Origin of the sequence: Achromobacter sp. EB05 (genome assembly GCF_044232075.1) — a bacterium.
GTDB classification, from domain to species: domain Bacteria; phylum Pseudomonadota; class Gammaproteobacteria; order Burkholderiales; family Burkholderiaceae_B; genus Achromobacter; species Achromobacter dolens.
Window position 1 is genome coordinate 4,074,230 of record NZ_CP155917.1, and the last position, 14,720, is coordinate 4,088,949.

Genomic DNA, 14,720 nt, shown 5'->3' on the forward strand with positions numbered 1-14,720 from the left:
TTCGATGAAACGGCTGGCAGGAAAATTATCGAAATATCATACGATGGAAGGAATTTTGAAACCTCACCTAAATTTTCCTTAAAATCGCTGAAAACAGATCATTTGATCGAATTCATGGAAAAAATTGACAAGTTTGATCTGAATATTATTTCCTGCCTGCAACGCGAGGGCTCGCTGTCGCAGCGCGAGCTGGCCGACCGGGTCGGCCTGTCGCAGAACGCCTGCTGGCGCCGACTGCAGCGGCTGAACGCCTGCGGCATCATCCGCGGCACCCGCGCCGAGGTGAACCTGGCCGAACTCGGGCTGGACCTGACGGTGTTCGTCATGATCCGCACCAGCCATCACGCCAAGGAATGGGCCGACGGCTTTCGCAAGCACGTGGAACGCCTGCCCGAAGTGACCGGTTTCTACCGCATCGGCGGCGACTGGGACTACCTGATCCAGGTGGTCTGCCGCGGCATCGCCGGGTACGACCGCTTCTACCAGAAGCTCATCACCGACTTCGAACTGTCCACCGTGACGGGCTTTTTCAGCATGGAAGCCATCATCGAGAACCGCCCGCCCGACCTGGGGCTGTTGCAGGAATCGGCGGGCGCGGCATAGCGAGGCTTCGCGTCAGATCGCGACGGCGGCCACGACGCCGCCGCGGGAATAACTTGCGGTCATGAACCCCGGGGACCGCTTATATCCACGGGTTATCCCGGATGCCTGCATATCCACAAATCGTCAATAATTCGCCAACGTTTTGTTGTCGATCCGTCCCCATCTGCCTCCCATGCCTGTTTCCGTCCGGGACGCCATTGTTTCCTCCTCCCATCTCGCCTCGTCCGCCCCGGAGCTGTCCGAGGTGGAGTTCGGCCTGATCATCGCCTCGCACGCCTTCAATCGCTGGATGGTCCGCTGCATGGCCTGTGCCGGGCTGCCCGAGCTGACCTCGCTGGACATCCTGGTGCTGAACCACGTGTTCCATCGCGGCCGCGGCAAGAAACTGGCGGACATCTGCTTCACGCTCAATGTCGAAGACACCCACCTGGTGAACTATTCGCTCAAGAAGCTGGAGCGGCTGGGCGTGGTGCAAAGCGCCAAGACCGGCAAGGAAGTGATCTACACCACCACCGATGCCGGCGCCGCCGCGATCCAGCGCTACGCCGAAGTGCGCGAGCAATGCCTGGTGAAACCCTTCATCGACTCCCCCGCCGCGGACGATGCCAGCCACCAGTTGGCCAATACCCTGCGCGCCCTGTCGGGCCTGTACGACCAGGCCGCCCGCGCCGCCACCTCGCTGTGAGAATCCACGTTGTCTAGCCTTCCCGCCTCCTCCGCCCAGCCGCTGCTCTCCGTGCGCGGCGTCTCGGTGGATTTCAATACCGAAAACGGCGTGTTCCGCGCCGTCGAGAACCTGGACTTCGACGTGCGGCCGGGCAAGACGCTGGCCATCGTCGGCGAGTCCGGCTCGGGCAAGTCGGTGACGTCCATGGCCATCATGCGGCTGACGGACTACAACAACGGCCGCATCGCCACCGGCAAGATCCTGTTCCGCGACGGCGCCGACCGCGAGGTCGACCTGACCGCCGCGTCCGACGAGCAGATGCGCGCGATCCGCGGCAACGACATTGCCATGATCTTTCAGGAGCCGATGACCTCGCTGAACCCGGTGTTCACCATCGGCGACCAGATCATCGAGGCCATCATGCTGCATCAGCAGTTGTCGCGCTCGGCCGCCCGCAAGGCGGCGCGCGCGCTGCTGGAAAAGGTGCGCCTGCCGGACGCCGAACAACTGCTGGACCGCTACCCGCACCAGTTGTCGGGCGGCATGCGCCAGCGCGTGATGATCGCGATGGCGCTGTCGTGCCAGCCGCGCCTGCTGATCGCCGACGAACCGACCACCGCGCTGGACGTGACCATCCAGGCGCAGATCCTGAACACCATCCGCGAACTGCAGCGCGACCTGGGCACCGCCGTGATCTTCATCACGCACGACATGGGCGTGGTGGCCGAGATGGCCGACGACGTGGTGGTGATGCTGCGCGGCAGGAAGGTCGAGCAGGGCCCGGTGGAAGAAATCTTCCGCGCCCCCAAGCATCCCTATACCCGCGCCCTGCTGGCCGCCGTGCCGCGCCTGGGCAGCCTGACCGGCCGCGACCTGCCGCTGCGCACGCCGCAGACGGTGCTGGAAGGCGACACGCTGCGCGAAGTGGGCGAGACCCGCGAGCAGGACACGGCCCGCTACGACGAGCCGGTGCTGCGCGTCGAAAAACTGACCACGCGCTTTGACGTCGGCCACAATCTGTTCGGCCGCGTCACCCACCGCGTGCACGCGGTCGAGGAAGTGAGTTTCGACGTCTACCCCGGCGAGACGCTGGCGCTGGTGGGCGAATCGGGCAGCGGCAAGTCGACCATCGGCAAGACCCTGCAGCAATTGGTGGCGCCGACCTCGGGCGCGGTGCGCTACAACGGCCAGGACATCTTCTCGATGGACGCCGCCGGCCGCCAGCGCCTGCGCCAGGAGATCCAGTACATCTTCCAGGATCCGTATGCCTCGCTGGACCCGCGCAAGACCGTGGCCTTCAGCATCGCCGAGCCGATCCGCACCCACCGCCTGCTGACCGACGAGGCCGCCATCGCGCGCCGCGTCGGCGAGCTGCTGGAACAGGTGGGCCTGAAACCCGAGCACGCGCGCCGCTATCCGCACGAGTTCTCGGGCGGCCAGCGCCAGCGCGTCTGCATCGCGCGCGCCCTGGCCAGCGACCCCAAGCTGATCATCGCCGACGAATCGGTGTCGGCGCTGGACGTGTCGATCCAGGCGCAGATCCTGAACCTGCTGATGGATCTGCAGAAAGACCGCGGCCTGTCGTACCTGTTCATCACCCACGACATGGCGGTGGTGGAGAAGGTCAGCCACCGCGTGGCGGTGCTGTACCTGGGCCAGATCGTCGAGCTGGGCACGCGCCGCCAGATCTTCGAATCGCCGCAGCACGCCTACACCCGCAAGCTGCTGGCCGCCGTGCCGGTGGCCGAGCCCGGCCGGCACATCGACACCTCGCTGATCGAGGGCGAGATTCCCAGCCCGGTGCGGCGCGTGGGCGACGAGCCGGCGATCATTCCCCTGGTTGAATTCGCGCCCGGCCACCGCGTGGCCCGCGCCGCCTGAACCTTCCGTTTTCTACACGTCGGCCCGGCCGATTTCCCGTCCCTGGAGTTGAACATGCTCTCCCTACGCAAAACCTTCACCGCCACCGCCCTGGCCCTGGCGCTGGGCGGCGCGCTGCCCGCGGTCCTGTCGACCGCCCAGGCCGCCGGCACGCTCAACGTCGCCATCAACCAGGATCCGGGCAGTTGGGATCCGATCGACACCTTCGTGACCTTTTGGGGTTCGGTCGGCAGCAACCTGTACGACGGGCTGACCATGCGCGGCGCCGACCTGAAGCTGCAGCCGGGCCTGGCCACCAAGTGGGAATACCTGGACGACAACAAGCGCCTGCGCTTCACGCTGCGCCAGGGCGTCAAGTTCCACAACGGCGAGCCGTTCAACGCCGAGGCCGTCAAGTTCACGTTCGAGCGCCTGCTGGGCGCGGAAGGCGCCAAGGGCCCGCAGAAGTCGAACTACGACTCGATCGGCGAGGTCAAGGTGGTGGACGAGTACACCGTCGACTTCATCCTCAAGCAGCCCGACCCCGTGCTGCTGACCAAGCTGGCCGGCTACGGCGCCATGATCGTGCCGCCCAAGTACATCCAGGAAAAGGGCGAGGAGAACTTCAACACCCACCCGGTCGGCACCGGCCCGTTCAAGTTCGAAAGCTACCAGCCCAAGGTCAACGTGACCCTGGCGCGCAATGACGACTACTGGGGCGGCAAGCCCAAGCTGGACAAGGTGGTCTACCGCTTCATCAGCGAACCCGGCACCCAGGTCGCCGAACTGCAGGCCGGGCGCGTGGACATCGCCACGCTGATCCCGCTGGGCCTGATCGAGACGGTCAAGAAGTCCGGCAACGCCGACGTCATCTCGACCGGCGGCCCGGTGGCCTTCGCGCTGCGCTACAACACCAAGAACGGCATCACCCAGAACCGCGACGTGCGCCGCGCGCTGATCATGGCGGTGGACCGCGACACCATCGTCAAGCAGTTGCTGCTGGGCCAGGCCAAGACCATCGCCAGCTTCCAGGGTCCGCAGTCGTTCGGCTACAACCCCGAGCAGAAGCCCCTGCCCTTCAACCCCGCCGAAGCCAAGAAGCTGCTGGCCGGCGCCGGCATCAAGCCGGGCGCGACGGTGCAGATCGACGTGCGCGGCAGCGATTCGAACTTCCGCGAAGTGGCCCAGGCGGTGTCGGGCTATCTGCAGGCGGTGGGCGTGCGCGCCACCATCAAGCCGTATGAGACCGGCGTGCTGCTCAACGACATCATCCCCGGCGGCAAGACCGGCGAGATGTGGCAGAACCAGTGGGGCGGCTGGACCTACGACTACGACAACACGGCCTACCTGATGTACCACTCGGGCCAGAAGTGGAATCCGTACGACAACGATCCCAAGCTGAACGCCATGCTGGAAGCGCAGCGCACCGTCTATGACGTGAAGAAGCGCGAAGCCATGCTGCAGGAGATCGCCGGCTACGTGGCCGACCAAGCGCTGGAACTGCCGCTGTACAGCCTGAACACCATCGTCGGCGTGAACAAGCGCGTGAAGAACCTGGAAGTGCCGGGCGACATCCGCTTCCGGTTCGTCGACACGACCGTCGAATAGAGCCCACCCCCGAAGCGCTGCGCGCTTCCCCCTCGAGGGGGCATGCCAGGGGACCGGCAAAGCCGGCTCCCCGGCATCCCGCTAGGGGGGGGCGATGCCTGATTGGGCGTCGTGATGTCTGTGTGGCACTTGAAGTATTTGACGCATTAACCCTACTGATTCGCCGGGGCGAAAGCCCTGGCGGAGCCTCATGACCGGATTTCTGATTAAACGCGTGTTGCAGGCGGTCTTCGTGATCGTGGCCGTGACGCTGCTCGTCTCCTATGCCGTGCGCCTGACCGGCGACCCCGCGCTGATGCTCAGCCAGGGCTCGGGCAGCGTCACCGAGCAGGACCTGGCCAACATCCGCCAGGCGCTGGGCCTGAACCGGCCGTTCCACGAGCAATACCTGAGCTACATGCAGGGGCTGCTGCACGGCGACTTCGGCCGCAGCTTCATGGGCGGCACCTCGGTCGCCAAGCTGATCGGCGGCGCGCTGCCGGCCACGCTGATGCTGGCGTTCACGTCGCTGATCGCCTCGATCCTGATTTCGCTGCCGCTGGGCATCCAGGCCGCCATCAAGCGCGGCAAGCCCACCGACCAGGCGATCCGCATCCTGTCGCTGGTGGGACTGTCGTTCCCCAACTTCTGGCTGGCGCTGATGCTGGTGCTGCTGCTGTCGATCACCTTCCCGCTGCTGCCGCCGTCGGGCTGGAGCGGTCCGGCCAGCCTGGTGCTGCCGTCGCTGACCATGGCCATCATCCTGTCGGCCACCAACATCCGCCTGGTGCGCACCACCATGCTGGAGACGCTGTCGGCCCAGTACATCATGGTGGCGCGCAGCAAGGGCCTGAAAGAGCGCATCGTGCTGTACAAGCACGCGCTGCGCAACTGCGCCATTCCCCTCATCACCTACCTGGGGCTGCAGTTCGGCGGCCTGATCGGCGGCATCGTCGTCATCGAGATGGTGTTCAACTGGCCCGGCCTGGGCACGCTGGCGTTCGACGCCATCTCCGGCCGCGACTACCCGGTGCTGCAAGGCACGGTCACCGTGCTGGCCGCCGTCATCGTCCTGGTCAACCTGATTGTCGACATCGCCTACGGCATCGTCGATCCCCGTATCCGCACGCGGTGAGCCCCATGCAGACGACTACTTCCCCCGCCGCTCCCAAGGCCGTCAAGCCGCGCAGCCGCTACCGCTCGCTGGAATTCGTGCTGGGCGCCGTGCTGACCGGCGTCATGATCGTGCTGGTGCTGGCCTCGGGCTGGCTGTTTCCCGATGGCGGCGAGTCCATGGACCTGACCGCCCGCCTGATGGCGCCCTTCACCAGCGCCGCCCACCTGTTCGGCACCGACCCGCTGGGCCGCGACGTGCTGGCGCGCGTCATCGTCGGCGGCAAGATCTCGCTGCTGGTGGGCTTCGCGTCGGTGCTGGGCGGCGCCCTGCTCGGCATCATCATGGGCCTGATCGCCGGCTACTACCGCGGCTTCTGGGACATGATCGTGATGCGCTTCGCCGACGTGCAACTGGCGCTGCCGTTCATCCTGGTGGCCATCACCTTCATCGCCATCCTCGGCGGCGGCCTGTTCAACGTGATCTTCTTCATGATCATCTCGCAGTGGGTTCAGTACGCGCGCCTGGTGCGGGCCCAGGTGCTGGCGCTGCGCGAGCGCGAGTTCGTGCTGGCGGCGCGTGCCTTCGGCGTGCGCGACCTGGCCATGATCCGCCATCACATCGTGCCCAACCTGCTGGGCCCGCTGGTGATCCTGATGACGCTGAACGTCGCCAACAACATCCTGCTGGAAAGCAGCCTGACCTTCCTGGGCCTGGGCGTGGATCCCATGATCCCGAGCTGGGGCGGTATGCTGGCCGATGGCCGCACCTACATGCAGACGGCGTGGTGGGTGAGCGTGTTCCCCGGCCTGGCGATCATGCTGACCGTGCTGGGCCTGAACCTGCTGGGCGACTGGCTGCGCGATCGCCTGGACCCCACCGGCAAGGTGTAAATGTATGCCCCCGCCCTGGGGCGGCCTGCTCCGGCAGGCAATTGAGGACTACTGACGATGGCATTGCTGGAAAAGACATTCGACCGCACGCTGGACGCCTGGATCCATGCCTACAAGGCCCCGGCGTGGCGTGGCGCGGCGGTGGAAGGCTGGCTGTTCGAAGGCGTCGACGCGCGTCGCGAGGCCGAGGCGCGGCTGGCGCAGGCCGGCGTGACGGCGCGCTTTCGCAGCGCCTACAAGCCGCTGCTGCACTACTTCCTGGAAGAAGTCGAACGCGACGGCCTGGTGGCGGTCGACCTGCGCTACCCGCGGCATGAGCACGCGCTGCCCAAGCGCTTCACGCTCGAAGCCTATCCGCTGGTGGCGCTGCTGCAAGGCGTGCGCGTGACGATGAAGCCCGGCGCGTCCGACCTGCACTACGACGTCACCCTCGTCTATGCCGACGGCCGACGCCGTGAAGAGCGCGTGTTCGCGCCCAACCAGCTCGGCCAGGCGCAGGACGGCACGCCCGAACTGTCGCCCACCGGCTGGCTGCGCGTGCGCGACGCCGAGGGCGCCGTGCAGACCGACGCGGCCCAGGCCACCGAATACCAGCAGGCCTTCCGCAGCATCGTCGACACGGTGCGCAACCATCCCTGGGGCGCGCACGAGCCGTACTTCGACCGGCTGGAGATCCGCGTCGACCTGCCCGGCATGGACTTCGCACTGCCGGTCGACGAGGAAATCGTCAGCACCTTCGAGGCGCTGCACGAAGACCTGTACTTCACGCTGCTGGAACACTTCCAGCACCACTCCGGCCGCCCCTCCGGCGACCGCGGCCTGCAGCCCGGCCAGATCATTCCCGACATCCGCCGCCACGACGGCGCGGCGCGCGTGCTGGTGACGCTGGAACCCTTCGCGCCGCCGGCGCCGGTGGCGCCCGTGGCGCTGGACGCGCCGCTGGCCGAGCTGCGCCAGCCGCTGGCGGCCGGGCAGATCGCCGGCTGCATGGCCGCGCTGGGCGGCGACGCCTTCCAGGCCGTGTCGCGCCAGGGCCGCCCGGTGCTGGGCACCTATCTGCGCGGCCCGGGCCCGGCGGTCTTCATCTCGGGCGCGCAGCATGCCAACGAGACCTCCGGCGTGGTCGGCGCGCTGCGCGCGGCGCAAGCGCTGAAGGCGCGCGGCGACGCCCACTTCGCGCTGATCGCCGCCGAGAATCCAGACGGCTACGCGCTCTTTAACCGCCTGCGCGAACAGCATCCGCGCCACATGCTGCACGCCTCGCGCTACAGTGCGCTGGGCGACGACATCGCCTACCGCGAACACGCGCCGTTCTTCGAACGCGAGGGCCGCCACCAGGCCCACGCCATCAGCGGCGCGCAGTTGCACATCAACCTGCACGGCTACCCGGCCCATGAGTGGACCCGCCCCCTGTCGGGCTACCTGCCGCGCAATTTCGAGCTGTGGACCATTCCCAAGGGCTTCTTCCTGGTGCTGCGCCACCACCCCGGCTGGCGCGAGCGCGCCCGCCGCCTGATCGAGGGCGTGACGGCGCGGCTGGCCCGCAACGTGCCCGGCCTGGTGGAATTCAACGCGCGCCAGCTTGAACTATTCCACGCGCACGCGCTCGAAACCGGATTCGATGTGCTGAACGGCATTCCCGTGCAGGTCACGGAGACCGACCGGGAAGCGCTGCCGATGGCGCTGATCTCCGAGTTTCCGGATGAAACCGTGTACGGGGACCGCTTCGTTTTCGCGCATACTGTGCAAATGGAAACCGTCCTGGCGGCGATCGACATCCACCGCGCCGGACACTGACGCCCCTTCCTGACATGAACATCCGAGAACGCAACCACGGCGACGACCTCGCCCTGGTGGACATCTGGCTTCGTTCGGTGCGCGCCACCCATACGTTCCTGTCCGAAAAGGAAATCCAGGCCATGTACCCGCAGGTGCTCAACACCTACCTGCCGTCGGTGCGCGTCTGGGTCTGCGAGGACGATGCCGGCGAGGTCGCCGGTTTCATGGGCCTGAACGGCAACAAGGTCGAGATGCTGTTCGTCGACGCCAACAAGCGCGGCAAGGGCGCCGGGCGGCGCCTGCTGAATTTCGCGCTGTCGCTGCACGGCAGCCTGCGGGTCGACGTCAATGAACAGAATCCGCAGGCGCACGGTTTCTACAAGCACTATGGCTTCGAGGACGTAGGCCGTTCGGAAACCGACGCCGCGGGGCGGCCGCGGCCGATCATTCATATGAAGCTGGCGGGCTGAGGCGGACGGGAGGAGGCAGTTACGCTGCCTGCACGGGCGCCTGTTCGATATGCGTGCTCGATATATCACCCAATTGATGGCGTCCCCTGTTGCTTTCCCCGCCGGGGTGGCGAATGATCGCAGCAAGCGCCACGGGACGGGCGTGTTACGCTGCACTTATCGTGTAACACATGAGAACCGCACCATGAGCGACGCTACCTTTACCTTTCGGGTGGATGAAGCCTTGAAAAACGAGTTCGCCATGGCCGCCAAGGCCCGAGACCGCACCGGCGCACAGCTTCTGCGTGACTTCATGCGGGAGTACGTGCAGCAACAACAGGAAGCCGCCCAGCATGACGCCTGGTTCCGCCGCCAGGTGCAAGCGGGACTGGATTCCGCCAACGCCGGCCGCCTGGTGCCGGCCGCCGAGGTCGAAACCAAATTCGCGGCCCGTCGCGCCGCGACCCGTCGCCGGATAGCAACATCCAAGTGAGGGCATTGCGCTGGACGCCCGAAGCGATCCGGGACCGGGAAGCGATCTACGATTTCATCGAGGCGGACAACCCCGTTGCGGCGCTGACGCTTGATGAACAGCTTGAAGAGCAGGCGGGACGCCTGATCGATCATCCCGGCCTGGGTCGCCCGGGCCGTGTCGCTGGCACCCGGGAGCTGGTGGCGCACCCGAACTATCTATTGATCTACGACGTGACGAACGATCTGGTGCGCATGCTGCGTGTGCTGCATGCGGCTCGGCAGTGGCCAACGCCGGATTCATCGCCGGGCAATCGTTGAATCTCGCGGTACGGCAAAGCCGCGCCCAAACGGCGGTTGCCCGCCCCCTACCCCACCACGCCATGCCGAGCCCGCCACGCCTTGAGCGCGGCGCGGTATTCGTCCATGGCTTCGTTGTAGGTGTCGTAGACGCAGGGGATACAGCCGCTGTTGCAGCATTCCTCGGGCGCGGGGGCCTCAGGCGGCACGGGCGGCGGATCGTCGTCGGCGGGCGGAGTGGTATTCGGGGTATCGGGGGTATTCGCGGGACTCATGGCCGCATGTTAGCGCCGATCGGCGCCGCTTCGTCCGCTAGCGCCCGCCATTGCTGGCGCCGGATCTCGTAGCGCAGCTTGCGCGCCTCGCCTTCGCCGGTGGTCTCGATCCAGCGCATCCCGCATTTTTCCATCACGCGCAGCGACGCGGCGTTGGCCTGTATCGCCACGGCGCTCAGCGCGTCCACCGGCAGGCGTTCGAATCCCAGCGCCAGCAAGGCGCGGGTGATTTCCGAGGCGTGGCCCCGGCCCCAACAGGTGGGCATGAACGCGTAGGCGATCTCGACCCGCTCGATCTTGCCCGACAGCGCCAGCTTGAGGCCAGCTCGGCCGGCCAGCGCGCCGCTGTCGCGCTCGCTCACCACGTACATGCCGTAGCCATGTTCGGCCCAATGCAGCATGTTGTGCTCGACGTAGCGCCGGCTGGCCGTGGCGTCTCGGGTGCCGCCCATGGTTGCCATCAGGGCGGCGTCGGCGTGCATGGCCGCGATGAAGGGCAGATGGGTCGACGACATGCGCTCGGCGCGCAAGCGCTGGGTGACGAAGGATTCGGGCAGCAGGGCGGACGGCATGATCTCGAAGCATGGACACACACGGTGCCTTGCATCATATCCATGCCCGCCCCTGCATGCCATCGCACTTTCGCACCGTGGACACACCCTGCTAGCCGCGCCGCAGGCCCAGGAAGCTCCAGTGCACGTCGGCGCGGTCCAGCATGTCTTCGCGCCTGACGAGGTGATGCGCCGACAGGCCATGCCCGGCCGCCAGCGCGATGGTCTCCTCGGCCGATACGTCGAACATACGGCGGCCGGGCGGCACCGGGCCGTGGCGCAGCGACATCAGGATCTGGCCGCCGGGCGCCAGCAATGCCGCCAGCGCCGCCATGCCACGGGCGCGCTCGTCCGCGTCCAGGTGCATCCAGACGGCGGTCAGCATGATGACGTCGAATTCGCGCCCTTGCAGGCCTGCAAGTTCGGGCAAGGCGTCATCGACCCATTCCAGGTTGGGCAGCGCGTGGCGCCGCTGGCCCTCGCGCCGCAGCTCGGGCGTGGGCTCGGCCGCCACCACCTGATGGCCCATGCGGGCCAGCGCGGCGGCGTCGCGGCCCGAACCGGCGCCGATGTCGGCGATGCGAGACGGCGTTGCCGGGATCAGGTGCGCCACGTCGCGATGCACATCCGCGAAAGCGATGCTCTCGTACTGCTCGGCCAGGGCCGCGGCGTTTTCGCCGTAACCCTGGGTGCCCGAGACCACGGCCCCGCTGCCGTCGACGGTTTGCGCGGGATCGGCGGCGCTCATTTGGCCTTGAGCGCGTCGTAGATGCGCTTGCCGACGCGGCCGTCCTGCGGCAGGTTGCGCTTTTCCTGTTCGGCGCGCACCGCGTCGCGGGTCTTGGCGCCGGGGATGCCATCGGCGGTGCCGACGTCATAGCCGCGGGCGTTGAGCATCTCCTGCACTTCCTTGATCTGCGCGCGCGACAGGCCGGGGTCGTCCGTCGGCCAGGCCGTGGCCAGCGCCGGGCCGCCCTGCAGGCGGTTCAGCAGCAACGCCACCGCCAGCCCGTAACGGCGCGACTGGTTGTAGTGCAGGATCGCATCGAAATTGACGGTGGCCAGGAACACCGGGCCCTTGGCGCCGGTGGGCGCGAACAGGTAGGCCTGCTGGTCGTTGCCGCTGGCCAGCTTGAGCGCGGAACCGTCGCCCTGCTTGAGGCCCGCCTGGGCCCACTGCGCGATGCTGCGGCGGTCCTGCGAGCCGACGTATTCGGCGTCGGGCGCGGGCGGAATGGCGGCGGCCACGTCGGCCGGCACGCGCACCTCCACCACCGCCGGCAGGCCGTGGGTCCACTTGGCGCGGCGCTTGCGCAGGTGGTTGGCGGTCGAGGCCAGGGCGTCGGGCAGCGAGTTGTACAGATCGATCTTGCCGTCGCCGTCGCCGTCCGCCGCCAGCTCGTAGAACGAGGTGGGGATGAACTGCGTCATGCCGAAGGCGCCGCTCCAGGAGCCGACGAAGTTGTCGGCCGGCACCACGCCGTCGCGCAGCAGGCGCACGGAGGCGTAGGCGTTCTTTTCCCACAGCGTCTTGTTCTCGGTGCAGGCGCGCGTCAGCCACGCGTTGAGCACGTCGGTCTTGCCGACCTGGCGGCCGTAGTTGGTCTCGATGCCGAAAATGGCGACCAGCGTGGCCGGATCCACCTGGTACTGCTGGCTGATGTCGCCCAGTTGCTTGCCGTACTTGGCGAGCACCGCGCGGCCATCGGCCACGCGCTCGTCGTCAACCGTCTTGGCGATGTAGTCCCACCAGCTTTCGCGGCCCTCGGGCTGGCCCTGGGCGGACGCCACGGTGGTGGGCAGCAGCTTGGCCTTGGCGGTGTACTTATCCCAGTCGGCCAGGGTCAGGCCGTTGGCGGTGGCGCCCTTGCGCAGCTTGGCGATACACGCCTTGGTGTCGAGCTCGGTCGGGATGATGACCGTGGGCGCGGCGGGGGTGGCGGTCGCGGCGGGGGTGGCGGGCGCGGCGGGCGCGGCGGTGGCGGCAGGCGCATGGGCCGGCGCCGCCGCGGGCGTGGCGGCCGGCGCGGCGGCTGGCGTACGCATGTTTGTCGGCGGAGCGGCCGGCGAATCGTCCGGCGTGGCCGCGGGCGCGGCGGCAGGGGCCGCGGCCGGCGTGGCCGGATCGTCGAAGCTGCGCTTGGGCGTCAGCACCGGTCCGGACGAGGAAGGCTGGGCCCCGGGACTGCGCGTACCGGTGGCCGAAGAAGGCGACTGGGCCTGGGCGGCGCCCAAGGCGGCGACGCTCAGCGTGGCGGCCAGGACGGCGCGCGCCAGGGGATCGATTCGGGTGCGAAGCGCATTCTGTCGCATGGTTATCCTGAAAAATCGAAGTCAGCCCGGATCGTACCGCGAGCGGGCGCCGAAATCGAACCGGAAAGCGCGCGTGGATACGGGCGGTTACCCGAGGGGCTACCGGCCCGCGGCCGACGGCCCGAACCAATACTGCGACCGCACCTCATCCGACGAATACCACGGCAGCAGGCCGATGCTGTGCGACTCGCGCTGCACGCTCACCAGCAATCCGCCCGCCTGTGGCCGCAGCAGCGCCACGGTGCGGAACACGCCCATGGATTCATACTGGCGCCAGTCGCGCCGGGCGCTGATCCAGTAGCGGCCATGGGTGCAGCCGCCGAAGTGCTGGATGTCGGTCCGGGCCAGCGGCGGGCCATCCGCCGGACCGGGGGAGCCCGCCGTGCCGTCGCGCAGCGGCAGCAGGCCGTTGAAGCGGCCGCCCTGGCCGTCATCGGCCAGGATCCGCCAGCCTTCCGGCGCCGCCACGAAGGTGACGCTGGCGGCCGCTGTGGGGCGCCAGGCATGTTCCGAGGTATCCGGCAGGCCCGCCAGGTCCAGGGTGTAGGCCAGGAAGTGGCGCAGGTCGGCCATGCCGGCGGCGCCCTCGCCCGAGCCCGGTTCACCCCGCGGTTCACCCGCCACCCGGTAGGTGCCGGACAGGTCGGGACACTGCGCCGGATCGGACGGCAGCGTCAGCGCCGTGCCTTCCTTGAACGGCGGCCAGGTCACGCGCACGGCGTCCACGGTCGACACGCCGCAGCCGGCCAGCATGGCCAGCGCCAGCCCCGCCACCAGCCATCGTGGCGCGGCCTGGGGCCGCCCGGATTTCCACCTTGCCGTCATGCGCATCGCGCGTCCGCCTCCCTGGCGACGAACTATACCGAAACGCCAGGGCCGCGTTGCCAAGGGCCCGGCGCGGGTCAATAATCGGCGCATCGCCACTGCCCCGCCCGCCATGACGCCCTTCAAAGGAAAACTCCGCACCCGGCACCTGGAAATCGTGCTGACGGTCGCCGAGCTGGGCAATCTGTCCAAGGCGGCGGCGCAGTTGCACAGCACGCAGTCCGGCCTGTCGCGCGCCATCGTCGAGATCGAGGAACTGGTGGGCGCGCGGCTGTTCGAGCGCACCGCGCGCGGCACCAGTTGCACGCCGCTGGGCGAGGCCATGTGCCGCCACGCGCGCCAGTTGCTGACCGGCTTTCGCAAGGCCGAGATCGACCTGGCGGCGCTGTTGCGCGGCGACGAGGGCAGCCTGACGGTGGGCTGCTTTTCGATGTTCGCCGGCTGGCCGGTGGCGCAGGCCGCCTCGCGCTTTCGCGAGCGGCATCCACGCATCACCCTGACGCTGGAGATCGGCACCCACGAGCGGCTGATCGAGGACCTGGACGCCGGCGCGCTGGACGTGCTGATCAGCCGCTTCTCGTCCACGGTGGATCCGCGCATCTACCGGTCGGTCACCCTGCTGGAAGACGCCGTGGTGCTGGCCTGCGCGCCCGCCCATCCGCTGGCCGAACGGCCCGAGGTCACGCTGGCCGATTGCGTCGCCTACCCGTGGATCACGGCGCTGCCCGGCAGCCGCATCCGCGGCGAGCTGGAAATGCTGCTGTTACGGGAAGGTCTGCCGATTCCGGATATGATCGGCGCCCTATCCCTGGAATTCGGCCGAGAACTGCTGACGGTCGGACCCTATCTGTGGATGCTGCCCGGCAGCGTCGCGGCGGTGCGCGCCGCGCGCGGCGAGGTGGCGGTGCTGGCGCCTCGCCCCGCCCTGCGGCGCTCGCCGCTGGCGGCCATCTGGCGCCGCGACCGGCCCAGCACCCGCCAGGCTCGCGCCTTCGCCGACACGCTGGCCGAAGCCATCCAATCCTCTTCTTAG

General features: G+C 68.0%; 16 protein-coding genes. 11 read left to right on the forward strand and 5 right to left on the reverse strand.

Annotation, left to right across the window (positions count from 1 at the left end):
• The first annotated feature begins 114 nt into the window (after nt 1-114).
• The 10 genes from AAID08_RS18480 (at nt 115) to AAID08_RS18525 (ending at nt 9,744) form a co-directional block, all read left to right on the forward strand.
• Entirely contained in the window at nt 115-603 is a 489-nt protein-coding gene (locus AAID08_RS18480; protein ID WP_116791767.1) for an Lrp/AsnC family transcriptional regulator, read from the forward strand.
• A 172-nt stretch (nt 604-775) separates the two neighbouring features.
• On the forward strand, nt 776-1,288 hold the full coding sequence (locus tag AAID08_RS18485) for a winged helix DNA-binding protein (RefSeq protein ID WP_054415947.1): 513 nt from the start codon (nt 776-778) through the stop codon (nt 1,286-1,288).
• 9 nt (nt 1,289-1,297) lie between these two features.
• On the forward strand, nt 1,298-3,151 hold the full coding sequence (locus AAID08_RS18490; protein WP_395756744.1) for a dipeptide ABC transporter ATP-binding protein: 1,854 nt from the start codon (nt 1,298-1,300) through the stop codon (nt 3,149-3,151).
• A gap of 54 nt (nt 3,152-3,205) precedes the next feature.
• Complete coding sequence (locus AAID08_RS18495; protein WP_020928525.1) at nt 3,206-4,738, forward strand: ABC transporter substrate-binding protein; 1,533 nt, start codon at nt 3,206-3,208, stop codon at nt 4,736-4,738.
• 190 nt (nt 4,739-4,928) lie between these two features.
• Nucleotides 4,929-5,852, forward strand: coding sequence for an ABC transporter permease (locus tag AAID08_RS18500; RefSeq protein WP_395756745.1), 924 nt, complete (start codon nt 4,929-4,931; stop codon nt 5,850-5,852).
• 5 nt (nt 5,853-5,857) lie between these two features.
• On the forward strand, nt 5,858-6,724 hold the full coding sequence (locus AAID08_RS18505) for an ABC transporter permease (RefSeq protein ID WP_049054177.1): 867 nt from the start codon (nt 5,858-5,860) through the stop codon (nt 6,722-6,724).
• 57 nt (nt 6,725-6,781) lie between these two features.
• On the forward strand, nt 6,782-8,521 hold the full coding sequence (locus AAID08_RS18510) for a peptidase M14 (protein ID WP_395756746.1): 1,740 nt from the start codon (nt 6,782-6,784) through the stop codon (nt 8,519-8,521).
• Between the two features lie 14 nt (nt 8,522-8,535).
• A complete protein-coding gene (locus AAID08_RS18515) occupies nt 8,536-8,973 on the forward strand; it encodes an acetyltransferase (RefSeq protein WP_054415951.1) in 438 nt (145 codons plus the stop codon).
• Nucleotides 8,974-9,157: 184 nt separating this feature from the next.
• A complete protein-coding gene (locus tag AAID08_RS18520) occupies nt 9,158-9,445 on the forward strand; it encodes a CopG family ribbon-helix-helix protein (RefSeq protein WP_054502014.1) in 288 nt (95 codons plus the stop codon).
• Complete coding sequence (locus AAID08_RS18525; RefSeq protein WP_054502013.1) at nt 9,442-9,744, forward strand: type II toxin-antitoxin system mRNA interferase toxin, RelE/StbE family; 303 nt, start codon at nt 9,442-9,444, stop codon at nt 9,742-9,744. Before AAID08_RS18520 ends, AAID08_RS18525 begins: the two co-directional genes overlap by 4 nt.
• Nucleotides 9,745-9,791: 47 nt before the next feature.
• On the opposite strand, the gene AAID08_RS18530 is transcribed toward AAID08_RS18525, so the two are convergent.
• From AAID08_RS18530 to AAID08_RS18550, 5 genes are all read right to left on the reverse strand, one after another.
• A complete protein-coding gene (locus AAID08_RS18530) occupies nt 9,792-9,998 on the reverse strand; it encodes an oxidoreductase-like domain-containing protein (protein ID WP_175143140.1) in 207 nt (68 codons plus the stop codon).
• Nucleotides 9,995-10,570, reverse strand: a complete 576-nt coding sequence (locus AAID08_RS18535; RefSeq protein ID WP_395756747.1) for a GNAT family N-acetyltransferase — start codon at nt 10,568-10,570, stop codon at nt 9,995-9,997. Before AAID08_RS18535 ends, AAID08_RS18530 begins: the two co-directional genes overlap by 4 nt.
• A 91-nt stretch (nt 10,571-10,661) precedes the next feature.
• Nucleotides 10,662-11,297 carry a bifunctional 2-polyprenyl-6-hydroxyphenol methylase/3-demethylubiquinol 3-O-methyltransferase UbiG gene (locus AAID08_RS18540; RefSeq protein ID WP_054502010.1) on the reverse strand — a complete coding sequence of 212 codons (636 nt, stop codon included), beginning with the start codon at nt 11,295-11,297 and terminating at the stop codon, nt 10,662-10,664.
• Nucleotides 11,294-12,862 (reverse strand): lytic murein transglycosylase, encoded by a 1,569-nt coding sequence (locus AAID08_RS18545; protein WP_395756748.1) that lies wholly within the window; start codon nt 12,860-12,862, stop codon nt 11,294-11,296. Before AAID08_RS18545 ends, AAID08_RS18540 begins: the two co-directional genes overlap by 4 nt.
• 99 nt (nt 12,863-12,961) lie before the next feature.
• On the reverse strand, nt 12,962-13,687 hold the full coding sequence (locus tag AAID08_RS18550; protein ID WP_254607633.1) for a hypothetical protein: 726 nt from the start codon (nt 13,685-13,687) through the stop codon (nt 12,962-12,964).
• A gap of 112 nt (nt 13,688-13,799) precedes the next feature.
• On the opposite strand from AAID08_RS18550, the gene AAID08_RS18555 reads away from it, so the two are divergent.
• Nucleotides 13,800-14,720 (forward strand): LysR family transcriptional regulator, encoded by a 921-nt coding sequence (locus AAID08_RS18555; protein ID WP_175143143.1) that lies wholly within the window; start codon nt 13,800-13,802, stop codon nt 14,718-14,720.